This window comes from Helicobacter enhydrae (assembly GCF_001693335.1).
Taxonomy (GTDB): Bacteria; Campylobacterota; Campylobacteria; order Campylobacterales; family Helicobacteraceae; genus Helicobacter_G; species Helicobacter_G enhydrae.
Genome location: NZ_CP016503.1, coordinates 672,319 through 695,291, shown reverse-complemented (window position 1 = coordinate 695,291; position 22,973 = coordinate 672,319). Strand labels below are relative to the sequence as shown.

At 42.9% G+C, this 22,973-nt stretch carries 17 protein-coding genes; 8 read left to right on the top strand and 9 right to left on the bottom strand.

Annotated features, from left to right (window positions below; all coding sequences use genetic code 11):
- Position 1 precedes the first annotated feature (1 nt).
- A complete protein-coding gene (locus BBW65_RS03200; protein WP_066339618.1) occupies positions 2-1,003 on the top strand; it encodes a formate dehydrogenase subunit gamma in 1,002 nt (333 codons plus the stop codon).
- Positions 1,004-1,077: 74 nt separating this feature from the next.
- On the opposite strand, the gene gpmI is transcribed toward BBW65_RS03200, so the two are convergent.
- From gpmI to BBW65_RS03180, 4 genes are read right to left on the bottom strand one after another with little or no spacing between them, the layout of a single operon-like run.
- The gene (gene gpmI / locus BBW65_RS03195; protein WP_066339611.1) at positions 1,078-2,550 is read right to left on the bottom strand and encodes a 2,3-bisphosphoglycerate-independent phosphoglycerate mutase; all 1,473 of its coding nucleotides are present in this window, start codon (positions 2,548-2,550) and stop codon (positions 1,078-1,080) included.
- A 1-nt stretch (position 2,551) separates the two neighbouring features.
- Positions 2,552-4,531 carry an excinuclease ABC subunit UvrB gene (gene uvrB / locus BBW65_RS03190; RefSeq protein ID WP_066339609.1) on the bottom strand — a complete coding sequence of 660 codons (1,980 nt, stop codon included), beginning with the start codon at positions 4,529-4,531 and terminating at the stop codon, positions 2,552-2,554.
- Entirely contained in the window at positions 4,531-5,487 is a 957-nt protein-coding gene (gene pdxA / locus BBW65_RS03185) for a 4-hydroxythreonine-4-phosphate dehydrogenase (protein ID WP_066339607.1), read from the bottom strand. Before pdxA ends, uvrB begins: the two co-directional genes overlap by 1 nt.
- Positions 5,474-6,256, bottom strand: coding sequence for a pyridoxine 5'-phosphate synthase (locus BBW65_RS03180; RefSeq protein WP_066339605.1), 783 nt, complete (start codon positions 6,254-6,256; stop codon positions 5,474-5,476). The genes pdxA and BBW65_RS03180 overlap by 14 nt, the downstream gene beginning before the upstream one ends.
- Positions 6,257-6,313: 57 nt before the next feature.
- Between BBW65_RS03180 and lpxD the strand changes: the two genes are divergently transcribed.
- Positions 6,314-7,282 (top strand): UDP-3-O-(3-hydroxymyristoyl)glucosamine N-acyltransferase, encoded by a 969-nt coding sequence (gene lpxD, locus BBW65_RS03175; protein ID WP_066339596.1) that lies wholly within the window; start codon positions 6,314-6,316, stop codon positions 7,280-7,282.
- 33 nt (positions 7,283-7,315) lie between these two features.
- Entirely contained in the window at positions 7,316-7,573 is a 258-nt protein-coding gene (locus BBW65_RS03170; RefSeq protein WP_066339594.1) for a hypothetical protein, read from the top strand.
- Positions 7,574-7,602: 29 nt separating this feature from the next.
- On the opposite strand, the gene BBW65_RS03165 is transcribed toward BBW65_RS03170, so the two are convergent.
- Positions 7,603-7,908 (bottom strand): thiamine-binding protein, encoded by a 306-nt coding sequence (locus BBW65_RS03165; protein WP_066339591.1) that lies wholly within the window; start codon positions 7,906-7,908, stop codon positions 7,603-7,605.
- Positions 7,909-8,001: 93 nt separating this feature from the next.
- Here BBW65_RS03165 and BBW65_RS03160 point away from each other — a divergent pair, with 93 nt between their 5' ends.
- From BBW65_RS03160 to BBW65_RS03140, 5 genes are all read left to right on the top strand, one after another.
- Positions 8,002-9,156, top strand: coding sequence for a YeiH family protein (locus BBW65_RS03160; protein WP_083986024.1), 1,155 nt, complete (start codon positions 8,002-8,004; stop codon positions 9,154-9,156).
- Positions 9,150-9,470 (top strand): thioredoxin family protein, encoded by a 321-nt coding sequence (locus BBW65_RS03155; protein ID WP_066339589.1) that lies wholly within the window; start codon positions 9,150-9,152, stop codon positions 9,468-9,470. Before BBW65_RS03160 ends, BBW65_RS03155 begins: the two co-directional genes overlap by 7 nt.
- Before the next feature lie 2,206 nt (positions 9,471-11,676).
- A complete protein-coding gene (locus BBW65_RS03145) occupies positions 11,677-13,158 on the top strand; it encodes an OmpP1/FadL family transporter (RefSeq protein WP_066339585.1) in 1,482 nt (493 codons plus the stop codon).
- 253 nt (positions 13,159-13,411) lie between these two features.
- A complete protein-coding gene (locus BBW65_RS08010; protein WP_233702102.1) occupies positions 13,412-13,558 on the top strand; it encodes a hypothetical protein in 147 nt (48 codons plus the stop codon).
- Between the two features lie 424 nt (positions 13,559-13,982).
- Positions 13,983-17,207: an autotransporter outer membrane beta-barrel domain-containing protein gene (locus tag BBW65_RS03140; protein WP_324609207.1), complete on the top strand. Its 3,225-nt coding sequence runs from the start codon at positions 13,983-13,985 to the stop codon at positions 17,205-17,207.
- Between the two features lie 1,532 nt (positions 17,208-18,739).
- Here the strand turns inward: BBW65_RS03140 and BBW65_RS03135 are convergent.
- From BBW65_RS03135 to tyrS, 4 genes are read right to left on the bottom strand one after another with little or no spacing between them, the layout of a single operon-like run.
- The gene (locus BBW65_RS03135) at positions 18,740-19,555 is read right to left on the bottom strand and encodes a hypothetical protein (protein ID WP_066339580.1); all 816 of its coding nucleotides are present in this window, start codon (positions 19,553-19,555) and stop codon (positions 18,740-18,742) included.
- Complete coding sequence (locus BBW65_RS03130) at positions 19,552-20,667, bottom strand: N-acetylmuramoyl-L-alanine amidase family protein (protein WP_066339569.1); 1,116 nt, start codon at positions 20,665-20,667, stop codon at positions 19,552-19,554. The genes BBW65_RS03135 and BBW65_RS03130 overlap by 4 nt, the downstream gene beginning before the upstream one ends.
- Positions 20,664-21,752 carry a nitronate monooxygenase gene (locus BBW65_RS03125; protein WP_066339567.1) on the bottom strand — a complete coding sequence of 363 codons (1,089 nt, stop codon included), beginning with the start codon at positions 21,750-21,752 and terminating at the stop codon, positions 20,664-20,666. Before BBW65_RS03125 ends, BBW65_RS03130 begins: the two co-directional genes overlap by 4 nt.
- Position 21,753: 1 nt before the next feature.
- Positions 21,754-22,965, bottom strand: a complete 1,212-nt coding sequence (gene tyrS / locus BBW65_RS03120; RefSeq protein ID WP_066339565.1) for a tyrosine--tRNA ligase — start codon at positions 22,963-22,965, stop codon at positions 21,754-21,756.
- Between the last annotated feature and the right edge of the window lie 8 nt (positions 22,966-22,973).

The window sequence follows — 22,973 nt, the reverse complement described above, 5'->3', positions numbered from 1 at the left end:
GATGAGGGGCATTAGCGTTTTATTATTTTTATTCCTCTTTTTGAGTGGAGCTTTTGCTAATGAAAAACAGCCGAATTTTTCTCAAAATACAGAGATTTATGGCGTGAAACAAATTGAGCAAATCAAAAATTGGGGGTGGGATTCTCCTACTGCAGGAGTGATTGGCAATACGCCTCAAGGGGTGGCAGTGGGACCACTTGATAGTGGTAAGCCATTGAGTGGGATCCAAGATGCCAAAGGATTGGGTGAGCTTTTTACGCTTTTGCAAAACAAATTTTTTGCCCCTATCTTTTTGGCGATCATTGTGTTGGTGCCTGTTGCATTTGCGACACACCTAATGCTCTTTGGTTCCAAACGCTTCGCACATGGCGTGAAGTATAAGATTTTTTCTACTTACAATATCGCAGTGCATTGGCTCACCGCTGTGCCTTTTATCGTGATTTGTATCACAGGCTTGATTATGGTGTTTGGTGCTCAGCTTGGTGGAGGGCTTTTTGTGAGACTAGCGCGTGATTTGCACGCGATCTCCACTCTTGCGTTTGTGGTTTTTGGTCCTTTGATGTTTTTGATGTGGGTGAAAGCTTCTTTGCCCAAATCTTATGATTTGAAATGGCTTTTGATGCTTGGGGGGTATCTCACAAAGGGTGACACTATCAAAACTCCTATTCCTTCAGGGCAATTCAATGCGGGGATGAAAATGTGGTTTTGGGTTTGCACAATCGGGGGATTTGTGATGGTTATCACTGGGGCGATTATGTATTTTCAATTTGCTCCTATCAATGCCCTAAGGTTGAGCGCGATTATCCACAATGTCTTAGGGTTTGCAATCATTGCACTTTTGATCACACACATTTATATGGCTGTGTTTGCGATTGAAGGGGCTTTGAGTGCGATGGTGGATGGCACAATGGGGGAGGAGGAACTAGCGATTTTGCATTCTTGCTATTATCAAGAACTTCAAGCAAGTGGGGAGCTTGAGCGTAAAAAAGTCGCACACTCCTAACCCACACAAACAGAGGCTTCCTCTGTTTGCAAACCAATCAATCTTTTTTGTTTTATTTTTGAGCCATTTGTTCCTCAAAAAAGTGGTTTTTGCATTTGTGTGGGTATGGGAAGTCCCATAATCTTAAGAATCGTCGGAGCGATGTTTGCAAGTGTCCCATTATCTAGACTTTGTATTTGATCACATAATGCGAAACACCACACATCACCAATAGTGTGGTTTGTGAGAATGTTTCCATCTTGATCTCTCATTTCTTCGCAATTTCCGTGATCGCTTGTGAGAATGAGTGCGTAGTGGTGTTGTTGGCAGGCTTGCAAGATTTTGAGCAATTCTGTATCTACAGCTTCAACTGCCTTGATCCCTGCTTCAAAAACCCCCGTGTGTCCCACCATATCGCCATTGGCAAAATTAACAACGATAAAATCAAAGCCATCTTGCATACATTTGAGCGTTTGCTCTCCCACTTCCTCTGCACTCATTTCAGGCTTGAGATCATAAGTTGCCACTTTTGGGCTTGGGATCAAAAAGCGTGATTCGCCATCAAAAACCTTTTCTCTTCCACCATTGAAGAAAAAAGTCACATGGGCATATTTCTCGGTTTCTGCGATGTGGGCTTGTGTGAGTTGAGCTTGAGAGATGATACTTGCAAGGGTGTGCGTGAGGTTTTCTTTGTTGATAAGAGTGGGCAGGGGGAAGTTCTCATCATAAGGAGTCATACAAAGCAAGAAAAGATCTTTGAGTGGAGGGCGTTGGAAGTGGTTGAAATCTTTGCTACCTATCGCAAAAGTTAGCTCACGCATACGATCTGATCGGAAGTTGAAAAACAAAAAAGCATCTCCATTTTCAACCCCATCAAATGAGCCAAAAGCCGTAGGTATGATAAATTCATCAGAAATATTGTCTTGATAGCTTTGTGCAAGATATTGGCTTGGAGTTTGTGTGGTTTTGGGATTTGCAGAGATAATGCAATCATAGGCTGATTGGATTCTCTCCCAACGCCTATCTCTATCCATCGCATAATATCTCCCACTCAAAGTAGCGATTTGTATGTTTGCAGACAGGTGGGGTTGTAGCGTGTCAAGAAAGGTTTGAAGGCTTTGAGGTGCGACATCACGCCCATCGGCAATGATGTGAATCCAAACTCGATTGTCTGATTGCTTTAGCTCTTTGAGAATGCCTACAAGATGAGCGATGTCAGAATGCACACCACCATCACTCACCAATCCAACTAGATGGATATTTTCTCGCGTTTTTAGCGTTTGAAAATGCTCGTTTGCAAACAATGTCTTTGAGTGAATTGCTTGGTTGATTTTGAGCAAATCTTGCAAAATCACCTGCCCAGATCCTAGTGTCATGTGCCCCACTTCAGAGTTTCCCATTTGATTGTTTGGTAGCCCAATGCTCTCTCCATAGGTGCGGATGAGAGAATGTGGAGCATTTGCAAAAAGCCAATCATAAGCAGGTGTTGCCGCACTTTTGAACGCATTGTATTTGTCTTGAGTGGAATGTCCTATACCATCTGTAATTACCAAAATCACTTTTTGCATACTAGCTCCCTTGTTGTAGTTTTTTGATCTCATCTCGGATTCTTGCCGCCTCTTCAAACTCAAGCTTTTTGCTTGCTTCTAGCATTTTGGCTTTTAGCTCTTTGATAATCCTTTCTTTTTCGCTTTTTGGGATTTTGGCTTTTTTGTCATATTTTTCATAAAGCAAGGCTTCGTTTTCAGGCTTGAGCTCTAGCTCCACTTCACGCCTCACGCTCTTGGGGGTGACATTGTGCAAAGCATTGAACTCCATTTGTTTGGCACGACGATAATCAGTCGTTTCACAAGCTTTTTTCATTGATTGCGTGATTTTTTGGGCATAGAGCAGGACTTTGCCATTGAGATTTCTTGCAGCACGCCCCATTGTTTGAATGAGACTTGTCTCACTCCTCAAAAACCCCTCTTTGTCAGCGTCCATAATGGCAACCAAACTCACCTCCGGCAAATCTAGCCCCTCACGCAAGAGATTGATTCCCACAAGCACATCAAACTCACCTAGTCTCAAAGAACGGATGAGATGATTTCTCTCAATCGCGTCAATCTCGCTATGCAGATATGCAACCCTAATCCCTGCATTGGCATAATACTCGCTCAATTCCTCTGCCATTTTTTTGGTGAGAGTGGTAATCAGCACACGCTCATTTCTAGCGATACATAGTTTGATTTCTTCCAAACAATCTAGCACTTGATTTTCACTATCGCGGATTTCATAGAGTGGGTCTAGCAAACCTGTAGGACGGATGATTTGCTCGGCAATATGATTGCCACTAAGCTCCAATTCTTTTTGGGCTGGGGTAGCAGACACAAAAAGAAAATGCGGGGGCTTGTTGATAAACTCCTCAAACTGCAGAGGGCGATTGTCCAACGCACTAGGCAAACGGAATCCATACTCCACTAGCACTTCTTTGCGACTGCGATCCCCTGCATACATTCCTCCAAATTGAGGCAAACTTACATGGGATTCATCAACGATGACAAGATAGGGCTTCTTTTTTTGTTCAAAATAATCCAACAAACAATAAGGGGTTTCACCCGGCTTTTTGCCTGTGAGGTGGCGTGCATAGTTCTCAATCCCCTTGCAAATCCCACTTTGGCTCATCATCTCCAAATCAAACTCCGTGCGGCTTTTGAGGCGTGTGGATTCTACTTCTTTGCCTTGCAGGGCAAACTCTTTGAGGCGTGCGTCAAGCTCATCCTCAATGTCTTTGAGTGCTTGGTTTAGGCGATTGGCTCCCACGATGAACTGATTGGCAGCATAGAGGACATAGGAGGGGAGCTTTTTGAGCAATGTATTGCTGAGTGCTTCTTGAATACTGATACACTCAATTTCATCGCCAAAAAATTCGATACGAATGTATTGGGATTGATTGTATGCAGGGAATATGTCAATCACTTCGCCATTGACTCTGAAGTTCCCCCTTTCAAACGCCGTATCATTGCGTGTGTATCCCATTTCAACAAGTTTGCTCAAAAGATGTTTTTGTCCATAGCTTTTGCCCACCTCAAGCTTTTCGATGACTTCTAGATATTCTTGTGGATTGCCCAAACCATAATTAGCAGACACTGAAGCGACGACAATCACATCATCATAGGCTAGCAGTGAAGTCGTTGCACTCAATCTCAAACGCTCCAAATCCTCATTGATCGCACTATCTTTTTCGATAAACAAATCGCGTCTTGGGATATAGGCTTCGGGTTGATAATAATCAAAGTGAGAGATGAAATACTCTACGCGATTGTTTGGGAAAAACCCCTTAAACTCACTATAGAGCTGTGCGGCTAGGGTTTTGTTGTGAGTCATAATCAAAGTGGGCATATTGAGTTTGGCAATAATGTTTGCCATACTAAAAGTTTTGCCACTCCCTGTCACCCCAATCAATGTCTGATAGCGATTGCCTGCAAGGATACTCTCACAAAGCTTTTCAATCGCTTGAGGCTGATCTCCTGAAGGGGCGTATTTGCTATGGAGTTCAAATGTTTTCATCAATGCTCCTTTTGATGTATGAGTGTTTTGGCATAGGCAATGGCATTGAGATAACTTCGCGTTTTGGCTTGATTGCTATAAGCAATGTCAAAAGCGACGCCGTGATCTACAGAGGTGCGTAAAATGTCAATCCCCAAAGTGACATTGATACTTTCATCAAAATACAAAGCCTTGAGGGTGGAGAGTGCAATATCATGATACATTCCCACCCATATTTGAAACTCTTGGCGTTTGGAGGGGATAAATGCACAATCACAAGGGATAGGTCCCACAAAATAATCACCACCAAGCCAAGCATTGCTCTCTTTGATCGCCTGTGCGATGATACTATCCTCATCGCCGATAATCCCACCATCGCCACAATGAGGATTGAGTCCCATTACACAATATTTTTGTGCTTTTAAGCTCTGAAATAGACGCACAAAAAACCTTTGCAAATCCTCTTGCTTGATATGAGAAGCCACCTCTTTGAGTGGGATATGATCACTGAAAAGTGCGACAAACATTTTTTCACACCCAAGCATCATAATGCCTTTTTGCTTGTAGCGTTTGCTCAATGCTTCAGTGTGTCCAATCTCTGTGATTCCTGCGAGATTCCAAGCTTTTTTGTGGATAGGGAGCGTTGTGATGGCTTGAGCTGCATGTGTCTCACAAAGTGTGCAAGCAAGGATAAAACTTTCATAACTATACAATCCACTCTCCTTGCTGATAAGAGAGGGGGTGATTTGGGGGATTGGTGCTGGGGGTGGGAGGCAGTGCGTCGGTTTGAGAGTGTCAGGCATTGGGAGATTGAGGCGTTGGCTTGCTTGTTGGAGTAGCTCAAAATGCACACAATAAATCGGCTCTACTTGATCAAGGATTGCTTGATGGGATTTGAGCAAGATTTCCAATCCTACACCATTGATGTCCCCACAACTGATTGCGATTTTGGGGCGTGGGTGGCTAGATTGATTCATTGATGATACTCTGCATTTCTCTAATCGCTTCAAAAAGCCCTACAAAAATGGCTCTTGCGATGATGCTATGTCCGATGTTGAGTTCTCTGATTTGGGGGATTTGGGCGATGGGCTTGACATTTTGGTAGTTCAAGCCATGCCCTGCACACACTTCTAGCCCCTCTCTCTCTCCCAAAATGGCACATTCTTGAATCTGCTTGAGTGTATTGCAAATCTTGTCTTGAAGAATGGGGTAGGGGAAATCAAGCGAGGTGATTTTGTGCTGTGTGTGTTTGAGATTGCTAGAAGCCATTAGGTTGAGGTTAGCCCATTCTCCTGTGTGCAACTCAATATGTCGCACCCCAAGTGCCAAAGACTGCTCTATGGAGGGTAGATTGGGATCGATGAAAAGTGAAGTGATGATTCCAGAGTCTTGGAGTTTTTGGATAGTTTCTTGAAGTTTGGGGGATTTGAGATTTAGTCCGCCCTCTGTGGTTACCTCTTGACGCTTCTCTGGCACGAGTGTAACCTGTTGGGGTTTGAGCTCACAAGCTAGAGCGATGATTTCCTCAGAGGTGGCACACTCAAGATTGATGGGTAGTGGGCTGTTGGCGATGATGGCTTGCAAGTCATTATCGTGGATATGTCTTCTATCTTCACGCAGATGAAGTGTGATGTGTGCAGCCCCTGCGTTTTTGAGGACAAAGATCGCTTCTAATGGACTAGGTTCATTGATTTTTCGTGCTTCTCTGAGGGTGGCGATGTGGTCGATATTGATTCCAAGTTTCATTTATGTATTCCTTTTTGAGTATTATAATGCCTAAGTTTATCAAGTGGAGGAAAACTAATGAGATTGTATGAGATTTTGCAATATCTGGGGATTGGGACAGAGGGCTACAGGGATTTTGAAGTTGAGGCTTTGAGCAATATGGAGGAGGCAGGCGCTCATCATATCGTGTATCTAGATCAAGATAAATATTTGCAAGATTTGCAAACGAGCCACGCAAGTGCAGTGCTAATCCACCAAAAGCACATCAATCAAGTGCCAAAAGGTATGCAAGGGATTGTTGTCAAGAATCCACATCTAGCTTTTGCCTATCTCACAAGCTTTTTTGCCAAAGAGTTGTTTGCCAATCAGGGTGCGGAGGCGGTTTTGGGAGAGGGGGCACAAGTGATGCCCAATGCCTATGTGGGCAAAAATGTCAAAATCGGGGCAGGAAGTGTCGTGATGGCAGGGGCTGTGGTGGGCGATAGAGTGGAGATTGGCAAAGGGTGTCAGATTTTCCCAAATGCAGTGATTTATGCAGATACGCTGATAGGGGATTATGTGAGTATCCACGCAGGGAGTGTGATAGGGAGTGATGGCTTTGGCTATGCCCATACAGAAGATGGCAAACATATTAAAATCTTCCACAATGGAAAAGTTGTGATTGAAGATGAGGTGGAGATTGGGGCAAATTGCACAATCGATCGTGCCGTGTTTGGAGAAACGCGTATCAAAAAAGGAAGCAAAATCGATAATCTCGTGCAAATCGGTCATAATTGTATCATCGGCGAAAATAGCATTCTTGTCTCTCAAGTGGGGTTGGCAGGCTCTACGACGACTGGGCGTAATGTCGTGATGGGGGGACAGGCTGGGACAGGTGGGCATATCCATATAGGGGATTTTGTGCAGATTGCAGGGCGTGGAGCTGTGGGCAAAAATCTACCCCCCAATACCAAATGGGGAGGACATCCGCTAATGCCTTTGGATGAGTGGATGAAATTTTATGTTGGTTTGAAAAAAATACTAAAAAACCAACAAAAGACATTATAATTTGCGTTTAATTTTATTTAACAAGGAGACAAAATGTCAAAAGATATTTCAATCACAGAAGAAACCATCCTAGAGAAAATCAAGGAAAAAACAGGCAAACTCAAGTGTGCCTCTTGTGGTAGTGCTGAATTTGGTGTCGCTCCGGGGTTTGGTCACATGGCGTTGCAAAACAAAATCGATGGGAGCTTGGTTTCTAACGCACCATTTGTTCCTGTCGCTTACACAGTGTGCCACAAGTGTGGAGCGATGACTCCTTATTCTGTAGCAATACTTGGATTGCTCAACGCTTAATGATTTATGAGACTTTAAGTCTCATAAGCTCACTCATCTAGATTTTCTATCTCCCTTAATGTATCCTCAACTCTAGTCGCTAACAAATCCTTGCGTTGATTGTAGCAGTCAAACTTGGCGATGACATAGAATCTCTGGGCATCTACATTTTGAGTGGCAAAATTTAGGATTTCCAAAGCTTTTTGCATATTTTCACATTCTACAATCGTTCCCATTGGATTGAGGCTAAACTCAATACCCTTGTCTTTTAGGCTTTTGAGAAGCTTGGCTACTTCTTTTCTTTTGGAAACTGCACCTGCAATGCTGAAAACATTGAACTCCATTAAAACAGACATTTTTATCCTTTGATTTTGATTTGAGGCATTTTAATATCTTTTTAATTTAAAAGGAATATGATTTCAAATTTATTTTAGATTTATGGAGAATGGATGAAAAAACATAATGATTCTATCAAACAGGGTGGATTGGCTGATCGGCTTTGTCATTGGGGTGCGATGTTGCGTTCGAATTTCAAGGGAGTTTTGTTTGTCGGGGCGATTGTGGCACTTGCTTTGATACTTGCCAAAAACAAAGCGATACAAGATAGCACGCATCTTGCAGGAACTGCTTTTGCGATTTTGATTGGGGCTGTTTGCTCCCCTTTGTTTTTTAGATACAAGCATTCTTTGCAGGCTGGCGTGCATTTTAGTGCCAAAAAGCTCTTGAGGCTTGGGATCATCCTCTATGGATTCAATGTGACGCTGACAGAATTGGCAGGAGTGGGGGTCTGGGGCATTTTGATTTCAGCGATTGTGATCACAAGCGTTTTTCTTTTGGCAGTCGTTGTGGGTCCAAGGGTTTTTGGGCTGGATAGAGAAACCTCGATGCTTGTGGGGGCAGGGAGTGCGATCTGTGGAGCTGCCGCGGTTTTGGCATTGGAATCCACGCTCAAATCAGATTCTTTCAAAGGGATTGTGGCTGTTGGCACCGTTGTTATTTTCGGGCTTTTGTTTATGTTCATCTATCCTTTTGCCTATGCCAACGGGCTGTTTCCCGCTTTGGATGGTGGGGGTATGGGCGTGTTTATGGGGGCGACATTGCACGAAGTGGCAAATGTGGCAGGAGCGACAGAAATGGCAAAAGATCTCTCGCAAGGTGCCTTTAGCCAAAGTGCCGCAAACATCGCCATCATCATCAAAATGATGCGTGTGATTATGCTTGTGCCATTTTTGCTCATCGTGGCGTATTTTTTTGCCAAAAACCAAAAAACTACAGCAGAGGCTGGGGAGACATCACGCAAAAAGATAGACATCCCTTGGTTTGCTTTTGCGTTTTTGGGTGTGATTGTTTTGAACACTTATTTTGCGAGTGTTGCGGATGTGCGTATCGTGGGGGATTTGACTTTTGGCTGGATCACTGCGATGGGTCGTGAGCTGTGTGGGATTTTCATCGTGTTTGCAATGGCGGGATTGGGGTTGCAAATCGATTTCAAAAAATTCATCCAAGCGGGAGGAAAGGCATTTGGTTTGGCTTTTTTTCTTGCAATTGTGCTAATCTTTGGGGGTTATTTTTTAATCTCACTTTTTAAAGGAATCTTATGGTAGAAACAATAGATCAAGCAAAATATGCAGAAGTGATCCAACAAGGAAATGTGCTGATTGTTTTGGGGTCGGCTTGGTGCAAGGATTGCGTGCGAATCGAGCCGTTTTTGAAAGATTTGCAAGTCGAGCTAGAGGGCAAAGTCGCTATTTACAAGATTGATACACGCAGTGAGGAGGATTTGAGTGCCACGCTCAATATCCGTGCGATTCCTACTTTGGTTTGTTATCAAAACGGCAATGAGGTTGGAGAGCGGTTGGTGGAACCACAAAGCAAAGAGTTGATTGTCAATCAGCTCCATCAGGCTTTTGGGATCTAAACTGATTCTACAAAGGCTCGATGTCTTTGGCATTCTTGCTAATGGGGGTTGGGGGGGTCGTTTGCAAAGTGTGCTTTGGCAACTCTAGAATCTTTTGGATTCTCTTTTTTGGGGTTTGTTTGGCAAAAGCACAGCTTTGGGGTGATTTAAAGTTGGCTTGAAGCTTTCTTTTGGGGTTTGGTTTTGCAAAAGCACATTTTCTAGTTTCTCAAGCTTGGCTTGGAGTTTTTCTTAAGGGGGGTAAGGGGAACTTATAGCAAGCGTTCCCCTTATCCCCCTTAACAACCCCCATAACCCCAGCATTGCATTAGCAAGGCTCGTTCAAGATTATATTGACTTGGAATCTTTTGGGTTCTACAAGGTTGGTTTGGTCAGTAGTTTGCTTTGCTTTGATGACTTAGTAGGGTTTGTGTGTTTTTGAAGTTTTGATTTTGTATAATCATATTTGTGTTGGAGAAGGACGCTTCCTTGTGAAAGGAGGTGGTAAGTATGGGTTTAGTATTCCAACTTATAAGGCTTCTGCTAGCTTTGCTAGAGCTAGCAAGAGCCATCCTTGAGCTAATAGCTCATTAATATAAACCAAGAGGCATTATACTCAATCTAGCCAAAGTTTTAGTTAATCTTCAACACAGCAAACTATACAAGGAAGTAAGTCCATAAATGGAGGCTAGGTTGAGTTGGGGATCCCCAATGTCTCTCCCCCCTTGTAAATTTTTTTACGCAGTTTTTGCATTACTTGTTCTCCCATACTTCTTTTTTAAGTTGCCTTTAGCAAAACCACATTTTCTAATTTTTCAAGCTTGGCTTGGATTCTCTTTCTTTGAGTTGCTTTGAGCAAACCACCCTTTATGCAATTCTAGAATCCCCTAGGATCTCTCTTAAGGGGGGCAAGGGGAACTTATAGCAGCGTTCCCCTTATCCCCCTTAACAACCCCCATAACCCCAGCATTGCATTAGCAAGGCTCGTTCAAGATTACATTGACTTGGAATCTTTTTTGGTTCTACAAGGTTGGTTTGGGAGGCGGTTTGCATTGCCTTTTTTGAAGTAGAGGAGTTTTATATTTTTTGGAGTTTTTAAAAAATTGCAAAAAGATTCTAAAGATTCTAAGAAACCAAAGAATCAAGAATGCTTTCACAAAGATTCTAAAGATTCTAAGAAACTAGAATCAAATCAAAAAAACAAATCTAAAACTCAAAGAATCAAAACAAAGTCAAACTAATGTGGGTAACACACAAAAAGCGGGCAGGGGTTTGGGGGATTTTAAGGGGGATAAGGGGGGTGCCTCGCAATAAACCCCCTTGTCCCCCTTATAGAAAAAGCAAAGTAGGAATTGGTGACTAGAAAGTGTGCTTCTGCGAAACCAATCTCAAAAGTAAGATTTAATCAAATTTGAAAAACCAAGAATCCGTGCTTCATTCAAACCAAGTTTCAATAACCAAAGAATCACCAAATGGTATAGAGCCTCTCAAGCCAACTCCAAAAGGAAGCCCTAGAGATTCTAGAATCATCAAAGAGCGTGATTCTGTGAAACCAATCTCAAAAACTAGCAAACAAATCAAACAATACCAAAGAGCATAGATCCTCTCAAGCCAACTCCAAAAGGAAACCCTAGAGATTCTAGAATCCCAAAAGTGTGCTTTAGCGAAAGCAAGAATTAAAAAGAGAGGCAGCGAACAGCGTTCTACAAACCGCACTTTTGGCGATTCTAGAATCCTTTGGATTCTACAAGGTTGGTTTGGGAAGCAGTTGCTATGATTTTTTTGAAGTAGAGAGGGTTTTGAAGTTTTGATTTTGTATAATCATATTTGTGTTGGAGAAGGACGCTTCCTTGTGAAAGGAGGTGGTGGTGATGGATATATTTATTCTCATCATAAGGCTTTTACTAGCTTTAGCAGAGCTAGCGAAAGCTTTTCTTGAGCTAATCGCTCAAAATTAAAATTTAAACAAGAGGCATTATACTCAATCTAGCCAAAGTTTTAGTTAATCTTCAACACAGCAAACTATACAAGGAAGTAAGTCCATAAATGGAGGCTAGATTGGGTGGAGTTTATCTCCTGCCTCTCCTTGTAGGTTTATCACACCATGCACTCCCCCTCCACATTTTCAATCCCTCACAATGCCAAAGATGATGAATTTTGCAGATTCAAATAGCAGAGAGTGATAACCTGCTATAATTCTTGGTTATTTACAATCTAAGGAGTTTGGATGATCAAAAAATTATCATTATATTTTTGTGCTTTGTCGTTGGTGTTTGGAAGTGGATTCAAACTCAATGAGCATAGCCTCAACTCAATCGCCCTCAGCTCTGCCTATGTCGCAGGGGCAAATGGTGCGGATAGTGCGTTGTATAACCCCGCCAATATGGGAATGGGGAAATTCGCAGACAGGCACGAAGTCGAGGTTTCGGTCACTTGGCTGAGTGTCCCAAAGTTTGCATTCACTACAGATTTCACCAAGATCAAAAAAGAGATCGGGAGGGATCAAGGGACGCAGGTAAAATGTAAGCCAAAGAATTGGTTATTGGGTTCTTTGACTTGTTTGGGCGTCGATATATTTGCCCCAAGTGCACCCAAAGGAGCATCACAAGCTGACGGATATGCCAATGCGACAAATTTCGTCTATCCTGAGATTTTTTACAAATCCCCTACTTTTTATGGATTCAATGTAGGCTTTGCTCTCACGGCACCTTCTGGAATGACGATTGACTGGGACGGAGAGGGCGGTAAGTTTTTGGACAAAAGTTTCATCGCGATGGTCGAGGCAAACCCTGTGTTGTCTTTCAAACTAGCAGAATGGCTCTCTATCGCAGGGGGAGGACGCATTATCTATGGAATGGGCAACTTCCAAAACTCACTCTATGTGCCTTATCGCTCATCTATGGAGATCGCAGGGGCGATTGTCACAAGTCAAGGCACCACCGCAGTGGATCAAATCTCGACAACTCAAGGAATCGGCTATGGGTGGAATGCAGCCTTTACGCTCAAACCGATTTATTTTTGGACTGAGGATTTGATCATTTCAGGAGCATATCGCTCTCCCGCCCATATTGATTTCAAAGGCAAACTACAGGCAAAAGCTAGGACAGGAAGTCTCAAAAACCCAATCATCACGGCAGATATGGACGCAGATCTCGTGCTCTCCACCGATGTCCCCCCCGTGCTTCAAGTGGGTATCGCACAGCAAATGGGGAGTTTCCTAGTCGAGTTTGTCTATGAGAGAAATTTCTGGAGCTATGGAGACAAATTCGAGTTCAACAGCACCAATCAAGTGTTTAGCAATATCGGCGGAAGCCAAGCAAACAAGATGGGCACAACAGACAAAGAGAGGGCAGAAAAAGTCAAAAGTATGATGGATGGGGCAGACTATGACGCTGTGGCTATCGGTCGTGGGTGGAAAGATACCAACTCCTATCGTTTGGGCGTCACCTATGGAGTGGGGCAGAAGTTCCGTGCGATGGCTTCTATCGCTTATGATGAGACTCCTGTGCCTATCGATGGGTTTGGGATCCCAGACGCAAACGGCTATATGGTGGGCGTAGGTGCGAGATATTCGATGTTTGATGATTTGTTTGACATCGGTGCCGCCTATTCGATGACTTTCAAAGACAATCGCAAATCCCCCATCCAATCCAAAGAGGGCTGGGGCAAACTTCAACTTGTCAATGTCAGTATGGCTTGTCGATTCTAGATCGATTGCCCCCCATTTCTACTTCTCTATGGCAAAGTCCGCTTTGCTATGGAGCCTCTATCCCACGCACAGATGACGATCAAACAGGTCCAAAACTCAAGCGATCAGGCATTTTGATCAAGCAAATCCAAAAATCTTGCATTTTTATGTAAATTTTCAGCAAACATTTATTATAATAATCCTTTCAAGTTTATTTAAGTTTTGATATCAGGCATATCCTAAATTCCAATTCAAAACATGACAAGGAGAAATTATGAAAATGACGCAACGCAATCGTATGGACAAAAATCTTGTGCGGGGGGGGGGGTATTATGAGCCATTACAAGCCTCTCATCGCCACTTCGTTGGCATTGGCACTCAGTGTGAGTGTGGCAAGTGCGACAACTGCACCTTGCCCTAGCGGCAGTGCGATTTGCTATAGCACGGATGGCACAGGTTTCCAACAAACCGATGTGGTGGAAATCAAGGCAGGAAGCACAGCTCCAACTTTCAATCAGCTTTTTCAAAAAGAGGGCACAGCTCTTGAAAGCCTAACTCTCCAATTTCAAAAAGCCCCTCTTGCAACGCCCACTTTTACAGACCCCTCCACCCTCAAGCTAGGCGGCAACAATGCGGAGTTCAAGCTTACCAACAAAGACAGAGGACTTCAATTAGGAGCTAGTGGAACAGGCACTCTCACTATTTTTTTGGGTGGGAGTGGCAGTAGTCCTATAGCTACGCTAAATTTTGAAGGCAAAACAGGTAGAACCGCTCTCAAAGGTAATATTGAAATCAAGGCTGGTAGTGCTGCTGGCACAGCAGTAAATGCCACTTTCAATGGAGATATGGAGGGCAATATTAAGATTATAAATAATGGTGGTCACTTCAAAAACACTTCTCATTTCGCTTTCCAAAATGATGCAAAACTCAAAGGGAATTTGACAACAAACTACACAGAAAGAGGGCAAAACTTCACATTTGAGACCGGTGGTATTGAAGGAGATATTGGAACTTATGGGTATTATCATAAGCAAAATATTCAAAAGGCTGCAACGCAGGATGGCGTAACAAGCAATACTGAAGTCAATATCACTTTTACAGGTGCAGGTGCAAGTATCAAAAAAGGACAAGGAAGTGCAGGAAGTGCAGGACAAATCCTAGCTGATGCTGGTCCCATCAACACAACAAATTATCCCGAGGGACATAAGAACAACGCCTACAACAGAATCCTTTTTCAAAACAATGGGCAAATCGGAGAGAATGGAAATCGTATGAGCATTATTGCAGAAGCAAAAAATTGGATGACAGGTGTTTCTGAAGCTCAAAATCTGATTCAATTCAAAGGAGCAGCCACTCTCTATCTTGATAAATTGCAAGTATCAGAATTTCCGGCTAGCAATCATCGCAATATTCTTAGTCTTGAGGGTGACACAAACACTCTTGACATCACCACAATCGAATCAAGAGGTGGCAATTATGAAGGACGCAACTACATCGGTAAGGGGCTTTTGAAGCTTAATGGCGGTAGTGAAGCAAAAGATTTGACAATAGATACCGCCAAAATCGATACTATACTCGAAAGCGACTACTACAATGCAATCAAAACAGCTACACAAACCCTCAGAGCCAAAGGCACACTCACAGCTGGGAGTATCAGAACAGCACAAAATGAGCAAGGCGAAAGAACTGAAGGTGGTGGTATCAATGGAATCTTTATCGACACTCTTAATGTCACAGGTGATGATGGGATCGCATCTTGGGGTAAACAACGCAACATTATTTCTGCTAACAGCCTAACCACCAAGAGAGTGTATGCATCAAACAAGCTATCAAATGGAGTCGTGTATCACGGCACAAACATTATTTTCGCCGACACTTTGACAATCAGTGGTGGAGTGTTTTCAGATAGCAATAAAGGCAATCATATCTTTATCGATGGAAATGGCACAATCGGAGAACAAGGAATCACTAGCAGTGCTGAAACAAGTGGAAATAATCAAGACTACGCTATCTATACAAAAACAGGCGGAACCAATAACATTACCTTAGGAGATTCTGCCACCCTTACTATCAAAAAGAAAATTGAAACGGCTAGTGGTGGCACAACAACCTTCAATCTCAATGGCACCAACTCCACCCTCACACTCCAAGGTGCGACTAACACGATCACAAAGCTTACTGCCAACGCCACAGAATCCACTTTCAAGCTTGTTGCTACAAATGGGACTACTACCATCGCAACTACAGAGATTGGAAATGGAAGCACACTGAGTTTTCAATCTCCAAATGAAAAAATCAAAACAGACACCCTCAAACTCAGCACTGGTGCCAAATCAGGCAAAATCAATCTCTCAAGTAATGCTCAAACTAATCTAGGAACACCCCACAACTTCAACCTCCTAGAGATTGGAAAAACAAACCAAGCAGATTCACAAAGTGTAGGACTCTCTTCAAGCAACCTCACCTTTGTTGTCTCTGTGGATACTGCAACCAAACAAGAAGGTAGCAAAATCGGAGGCGTAAATGTAGGAGCAAGCGGTGGCACCTACGGACACGCCTACTCCGATAGAATCATCGTGCATAATGTAGGAGACAATTCTCAAGCCAAATCCGCCAACCTTGCCGTTGCTATCGACCCTAGCCAAACTTCAAGCATCCACTACACAAAAGGCAAAGGCACAGAAGCATTAGACAACATTGCCGTTGCTACAATCAAAAACAAAAATAGCACCCCTGCTGGCACAACTGATCCCCTAGTCAATCTCACCTCTATTGAAACAATCAATGGTGGAGAAAAGATTCAAGTCGAATTCGTCAAAGTAGCCACAGATGCAAATGGCAAAGTCAATGGGGCAACAGATAATGGCAAAGCACAAGCAGGTGGTGGCTACACCACCTACTTCCTAGGCAAAGCAATCAGTCTAGGAGTGGATAATACCACCCAACAAGCTCTCACTTCTGCTCTCTCTATCAATTATGATTTATACATTGCAAACCTCAATTCTCTTAACAAACGAATGGGAGAACTTAGAGACAATCCTTACACTCAAGGAGTATGGGCTAGAGTGTTTGGAGGACTCCAAGAATCTAACTTTGGATTGGGAGCACGCACAAGCTATGTGACTGCTCAAGGAGGATATGATTATGCACTAGAAACAGAGGGTGCCAAAAACTACATAGGACTTGCATTCTCTTATATGCACTCTAAGGGTGAGAGCAACAAAGCCACTCAAGCTAGCAATGCAATCAATGTGAGTGGTATCAATACTATCTATCTCTCCAATATCCAATCAAGTGGATATGAAATTGCTCTTTATAATTCTTATGTGAGCAATGTAGGTCTTTATAATGACACAATTGCCAAACTCAGCTATATCACTTCTGATTTTTCTTTGAGCAATAGTAGTGATCACAACAACACTGCAAACAATCTAGGATTCACTCTCTCCAATGAAGTGGGTTATCGTTTCATTCTAGGAGAACAACAAGATTATTTCATTGATCCACAATTAGAGTTAAGCTTAGGTTATCTCAATCAATCTGACTTCACCACCAAGATGAAAACTAGAAGTGGTAAAGGCAATCAACTCAAAGCACTCCAAGAGAGTGTGTTTTTGACTAGAACTAGACTAGGAGCTAGTTTTGGTAAAAAGATTGTAGAACAAGACAAAAACATCTCTCTTTATGTTGGAACATTCTATGAATATGATCTTGTCACAGGAGGATCCAACAAACTCACTACAAGCACAACAAAAGCTTACAATCCTGAGTTTGCTTCCAATGGTAGAGTGGTTTTAAATGTAGGAAGCAATCTAGAGCTTAATCAATCCACTAGAGTCTATGTGGATGTAGAGAAAAGCTTTGGAGACAAACTAAGGACACAACTCCAATTCAATCTAGGAGCTAGATATAGCTTTGGAGAGAAAACAAGTATTGAGAATATAAAAGCACAAACCACTGCTCCTTTGAGAGTAGGAAATACTCCTACAGAGGAAACAGAAAAAGATCAAATAGTTCCTACTATCTCCAACAAAGCCAAAGACACAAGAGCAAAAGCTGCTAATCAGTAGTGGGATACTAAAAGGGGGAGGGGGTGATTCAGAAGCAAAGGGGAAAGGGGGTGAATAAAAGCAAAGGGGGGCTAAAAGGGGATAAGGATCATCATTCCTTATAAGAAGTATCGAGCCTTTGGTGGGGCATTTGGTGTCAAATGTCCCTTAGAATGCTCCTACAGACAAATTGTGCTGTTGTTTTCATTTAGATTCTTTAGAATCTCCTTCCTGCCTATTGTCCGATAGGCAGGGGTGTTTTACAAAACTCAATACTTAACCCCCAACGCCAAACAAAACCAAAAAACACAAACCTCACTATTTCAATATAAGCACAAACAACTGCTAACCAAACCAACCTTGTAGAACCAAAAAAGATTCCAAGTCAATGTAATCTTGAACGAGCCTTGCTAATGCAATGCTGGGGTTATGGGGGTTGTTAAGGGGGATAAGGGGAACGCTTGCTATAAGTTCCCCTTGCCCCCCTTAAGAAAAACACCAAGCCAAGCTTGAAACACCAAAAGCCGTGCTTTTGCAAAAGCAACTTAAAAAGAAAACCCTTAGGGAATCTAGAATTGCTTCAAAGCTCATTTGTGCAAAACGCCATTTGTAGTCATTTTTTGCGATTGGATTCTTTTGTTGAAATTGGCTTGAGAGGCTATTTTCTTTGGTGATTCTTAATTTGTTCTATCTTGGTTTTGCCAAAGCACACTTCTTGGTTTCCAAATCCCACTTTGTTTTTTTCTATAAGGGGGACAAGGGGGTTTATTGCGAGGCACCCCCCTTATCCCCCTTACAATCCCCCAAACTCGCTTTTTGTGTGTTACCCACATTGCTTTGACTTTGTTTTGATTCTTTGGTGTTTCAGATTTAATCTTAATTCTTTAATTGTTTGGAAATTGTATCGTGTGTGATAAACCTACAAGGAGAGGCAGGAGATAAACTCCACCCAATCTAGCCTCCATTTATGGACTTACTTCCTTGTATAGTTTGCTGTGTTGAAGATTAACTAAAACTTTGGCTAGATTGAGTATAATGCCTCTTTGAATTTTTAGTTTAATTGAGCTAGAAGCTCAAGAATAGCTTCTACTAGCTCTACCAAAGCTAGTAAAAGCCTTATGATGAGAATAAATATATCCATCATCACCACCTCCTTTCACAAGGAAGCGTCCTTCTCCAACACAAATATGATTATACAAAATCAAAACTTCAAAAACACACAAACCCTACTAAGTCATCAAAGCAAAGAAAACTGCTGACCAAACCAACCTTGTAGAACCAAAAAAGATTCCAAGTCAATGTAATCTTGAACGAGCCTTGCTAATGCAATGCTGGGGTTATGGGGGTTGTTAAGGGGGATAAGGGGAACGCTTGCTTTAAGTTCCCCTTGCCCCCCTTAAGAAAAACACCAAGCCAAGTTTGAAAAACTAGAAAATGTTATTTTGCAAAACCAATCCCAAAAATAAAACCCCAATAGATTCTAGAATCACCAACAAGCAGGCTTTGGGGATTGAATGGGGGCAGAGGAGGGGAGTCTGTGTTGATACCCCTGCTCAAAGCGGTCTGTATGTATGCCTTTTGAGCATCCATTCACAGCACCAAGAGATGAGCCCACAAGCAAAAAAGCTATAACGCACATTTGAAACATCGTGGCTAAAAAGCTTTGAGGCACACGCAATGAGGATAACACTCAAAATCAGCAAAATGCCATTCAATCTCTCATAGATTCCAAAGTAAGTGGGATATTTCCAAAAAGTCCAAGATAGTAGGGACATAGAGACAACTAAGGCAAAAATATCCACATAGTGCAAGTGGTAGGCAGTGAAATACCCTTGAGTGGCAATGCCCATCACAAAATAGATACTTGTGTTGATCGATGGGCGTGCGTATGCTAGGAAAAATCCGATCCGATTCTGCAGGTTGGGGATCAAATGAAAATGCAGACTTAGCAATGGCAAGACGACAAAAGCGATCGTGCAAAATATGAGCAAAAGCAGGTAGCCAACGCCGTGAGTGATGGTTTGGGTGTTTTGCATAATAAAATCTGAGGGTTGCAGATGTTGGCGGGGTTGCCAACTTGTGAAAACAAACGCAAAAACAAAGCCGATACAACAGATCAGCACGAGGATCTGAAAGGTGAGATTGTGTTGTTTGGAGGCAGAAGTGATGAGGCTATAAAGAGAGATAGTGAAGCCCAAAAAATAAAAAACAAGCACAAAGGTGTTGAAAATCCCCCCATTTTGAGTGAAAATCAAAAAAAGCTGTGAGAATGTTGTCGAGAGTAGGGAAACAAGGATAGAGAGCATAGTAAAAGTCAGCAATGCAAAAAACACATAGCAAAAGATGAGAGCATTTGTTTGGCGTTTCATTGGTTTTTGGCGAAGTAATCATCAATCCCATCAGCAATCCCTTTGGCAAGTTTGAGTTGATAGGCGTATTGGGTGATTTTTTTTCCTTCTTTGAGATGTGAGAGGTAGCCGACTTCGACAAGCACAGAGGGCATCAAAGCCCCTGCCAAAACCCAAAAAGGACCCTCCCTCACCCCTCCGTCTGTGGCACTTGGATATGAGGGCTTGAGGGATTTGAGTATCCCGCGTTGGATGTCGATGGCTAGTTTGTTGCTTGCAATCAGTCGATGTGTGTTGAGTGCATTGAGAAAAGATTGTTTGGAGAAGTAGGTCATCACTTCGATATTGTCGCGATTTTCAATCTCTGCCACCCTCCGTGCTTTCTCACTTCTAGCAGTTGAGAGGAAGTAGGTCTCAATCCCGTTGGCTTGGTGTGATGAAGTTTTGGGGACTGAATTGGCGTGGATAGAGATAAACAAATCAGCGTTTTTGAGATTTGCCAAATGGGTGCGTTTCCTCAAATCGATATAGACATCTTTGGTGCGTGTCATATAGGTGGTGTAGCCCCTCTTTTTGAGTTCTTGTTGCAAGAGTAGGGCGATTTTGAGTGTGATGACTTTTTCACAGACTTTATAAACTCCCATCGCACCGCAATCTTTGCCTCCGTGTCCAGCGTCAATCATCACGCTTTTTTTGGGTTTCTTGGGCGTTTTGGGCGTTTTGGGCGTTTTGGGCGTTTTGGATGTTGGAGGGGGTGTGGGTTTTTGGGGTTTGGTGCCATTTGGAGACAATCTGATGTAGAGGTTTTTGTCTTTGAAATCTAGGGTATAGCTCAAGGGTTTGTGGGAGCTCAAAATGATTTTGATTGTTTTTTTGGACATTTGCAAAACGCGTATATCGCGTTTGTCATCGAAGTGAAAAGTTTTGCCTTTGGGAATCAAAATCGCAGAAATCTCCAAGGAAGTTTTGGAGGGAGAGAGTTGTGTTTGGCGTATGTCTTTGGCGGATATGGGTTGATTGAAAGTAATTTTGAGATTATCCGTGCCAAAGGGCGTGAGCTGTATGACTTTGAGCGGTTGTCCTGCCCCCAACAATGAGAGGAGAAGCAGGGTTAGGGCGATGATTCCTCTCATTGATCTTGCGTGAGTTCGGCGATGATGTCTTTGACGGATTGAATCTTTTTGATTCTGTATCCATTAGCTCCTGTGAAAAAAAGCCCATTGTGTGCATCTCCCAAATAACCCGCCCCCAAAGAATCTGCGATACAATAGCCCACAGCTTTGGCTTCCACTCCGCGATGACAAGGAGAAACGCAGTTGCTCACGCAACGCACTTTTGCCGCATTGCCTTCTTTGAGACGCGCGATCACTCCTGTTTTGATAGCTCTTGCAGGATAGCCTACAGGGGATTTGATAAGCTCAATATCATCTTGTGTGATCGTGGGCATTAATTCTCGATAAAACTTGGCATCACACTCATAGCTCCCCAAAAATCTTGTCGCCATTTGTACTCCACTTGCACCTAGAGAGATGATTTCATCGATGTCTTGCCTATCCCAGATACCACCTGCTGCGATGATGGGGAACTCTCCCCAATTTTTGACTTCTTGAGCGACTTGCGGGACGATGTTTTGCAAACGATTTTCCTCTTTGAAGCAATCCTCATAGCTAAACCCTTGATGTCCTCCGCTCAAAGGACCCTCGACAATCACAGCGTCAGGAATCTTTTTGTAGCGTTGCTCCCAGCGTTTGCAAATCACTCTTAGTGCTTTGGCTGATGAAACGATAGGAATGAGTGCGACATCAGGGAAGTTTTTGGTAAATTCGGGCATATTGGTTGGAAGTCCAGCACCTGTGATGATCATATTGGCACCTGCTTCACAAGCGTCCCGCACGACACGCCCGTATTCGTTGATCGCATAGAGGATGTTGGCACCCAATGGATTGTTGCCACAGATTTTGCGTGCATTTTTGAAAATCTCATTGAGGGCTTTTTTGGAGTAAAAATTGATTGTTTCAAAGGGTTTGGAGCCTACGAGTTTTTCTACAAACTGCATTTTGTTGTAATACCCTGTCCCCACACAGCTGATGATCCCCAAAGCCCCCTCTTTTGAAACATTTCCTGCGAGGTTGTCCCAGCTGATCCCTACTCCCATACCGCCTTGAAAAATAGGGTGCTTGATGATGTGTTTTCCGATTTTGAGTGGTTTGAGTTGCATTTTATCCCTTAATGATGAATTTGCTGAATTTGCGTTTTCCGATTTGCACGATATAGGTGCCTGATACGAGTTGGAGCTGAGCGTCTAGACATTTTTGTTGATTGATTTTCAAAGCCCCTGAAGCAATATCCCTCCTTGCTTGTGAGGTCGAATCACACATTTTGGATTCTTTGAGGGCTTGACAAATCCACATCTCTGTATCAAAAGAGAATATGGGGAGATCTTGAGGGATTTCATTGTTGGCAAAAACGCGATTGAAGTTTGCTTTTGCTATTTCTGCTTGGTGTGTGTCGTGATAGGTTTGCACGATTTCATAAGCCAAGTCTTCTTTGGCAGTTTTTGGATGATAGTCTCCGTTTTGCACTGCTTGTTGGAGGTGTTGGATCTCTGAGAGTGGTTTGGCACTCAAAAGCTCATAATATCTCCACATCAAAGTGTCTGAAATGCTTAGGATTTTGGCATACATTTGATCGGCTTCTTCGGTGATTCCGATATAGTTGTTGAGGCTTTTGCTCATTTTTTGCACCCCATCAAGCCCCTCAAGTAAAGGCATCATCATCACTGATTGCTCTTTGCCGATTTCATAGGCTCTTTGCAAGGTGCGTCCGACCAAAAGGTTGAATTTTTGATCATTGCCGCCAAGCTCAATATCGCTTTTGAGTTGGACAGAATCATAACCCTGCAAAAGCGGATAGATAAACTCTACCAGAGAGATACTTTGGTTTTGCGAGTGTCTTTTGGCGAAGTCATCGCGTTCTAACATCCTAGCCACAGAAAATTTGGAAGTGAGCTCAATCATCCCCACACTTCCTAGCTCATTGAGCCATTGTGAGTTGAAAATGATTTTGGTATGAGCGGGATCTAGGAGTTTGAACACTTGTTCTTGATAGGTTTGGGCATTGGCAAACACTTCTTCTTGAGAGAGGGGTTTGCGTGTCTGATTTTTGCCCGTTGGATCGCCAATGCGTGCTGTGAAATCCCCAATCAAAAAATAAACATCTGCTCCATATTTTTGCAATGTCGCGAGTTTGCGTAACAAAACAGAATGCCCCAAATGCAAATCAGGGGCTGTGGGATCAAAACCTGCTTTGAGGACAAAGCGTTCTTGAGTTTGGAAAAATCTTTGGAGTAAATGCGTGATGTATTCTTCACCGATGATTTCACTACTTCCACGCTTGATTTCTTGCAGTGCCTCTTGTATTTTTTCCTTCACCCTTGCTC

Bases quoted from the DNA above. Each gene is read 5' to 3' on its own strand.
- BBW65_RS03200 (WP_066339618.1), top strand. From the start codon at position 2: ATGAGGGGCATTAGCGTTTTATTATTTTTATTCCTCTTTTTGAGTGGA.
- gpmI (WP_066339611.1), bottom strand. From the start codon at position 2,550: ATGCAAAAAGTGATTTTGGTAATTACAGATGGTATAGGACATTCCACT.
- uvrB (WP_066339609.1), bottom strand. From the start codon at position 4,531: ATGAAAACATTTGAACTCCATAGCAAATACGCCCCTTCAGGAGATCAG.
- pdxA (WP_066339607.1), bottom strand. From the start codon at position 5,487: ATGAATCAATCTAGCCACCCACGCCCCAAAATCGCAATCAGTTGTGGG.
- BBW65_RS03180 (WP_066339605.1), bottom strand. From the start codon at position 6,256: ATGAAACTTGGAATCAATATCGACCACATCGCCACCCTCAGAGAAGCA.
- lpxD (WP_066339596.1), top strand. From the start codon at position 6,314: ATGAGATTGTATGAGATTTTGCAATATCTGGGGATTGGGACAGAGGGC.
- BBW65_RS03170 (WP_066339594.1), top strand. From the start codon at position 7,316: ATGTCAAAAGATATTTCAATCACAGAAGAAACCATCCTAGAGAAAATC.
- BBW65_RS03165 (WP_066339591.1), bottom strand. From the start codon at position 7,908: ATGTCTGTTTTAATGGAGTTCAATGTTTTCAGCATTGCAGGTGCAGTT.
- BBW65_RS03160 (WP_083986024.1), top strand. From the start codon at position 8,002: ATGAAAAAACATAATGATTCTATCAAACAGGGTGGATTGGCTGATCGG.
- BBW65_RS03155 (WP_066339589.1), top strand. From the start codon at position 9,150: ATGGTAGAAACAATAGATCAAGCAAAATATGCAGAAGTGATCCAACAA.
- BBW65_RS03145 (WP_066339585.1), top strand. From the start codon at position 11,677: ATGATCAAAAAATTATCATTATATTTTTGTGCTTTGTCGTTGGTGTTT.
- BBW65_RS08010 (WP_233702102.1), top strand. From the start codon at position 13,412: ATGAAAATGACGCAACGCAATCGTATGGACAAAAATCTTGTGCGGGGG.
- BBW65_RS03140 (WP_324609207.1), top strand. From the start codon at position 13,983: ATGGAGGGCAATATTAAGATTATAAATAATGGTGGTCACTTCAAAAAC.
- BBW65_RS03135 (WP_066339580.1), bottom strand. From the start codon at position 19,555: ATGAAACGCCAAACAAATGCTCTCATCTTTTGCTATGTGTTTTTTGCA.
- BBW65_RS03130 (WP_066339569.1), bottom strand. From the start codon at position 20,667: ATGAGAGGAATCATCGCCCTAACCCTGCTTCTCCTCTCATTGTTGGGG.
- BBW65_RS03125 (WP_066339567.1), bottom strand. From the start codon at position 21,752: ATGCAACTCAAACCACTCAAAATCGGAAAACACATCATCAAGCACCCT.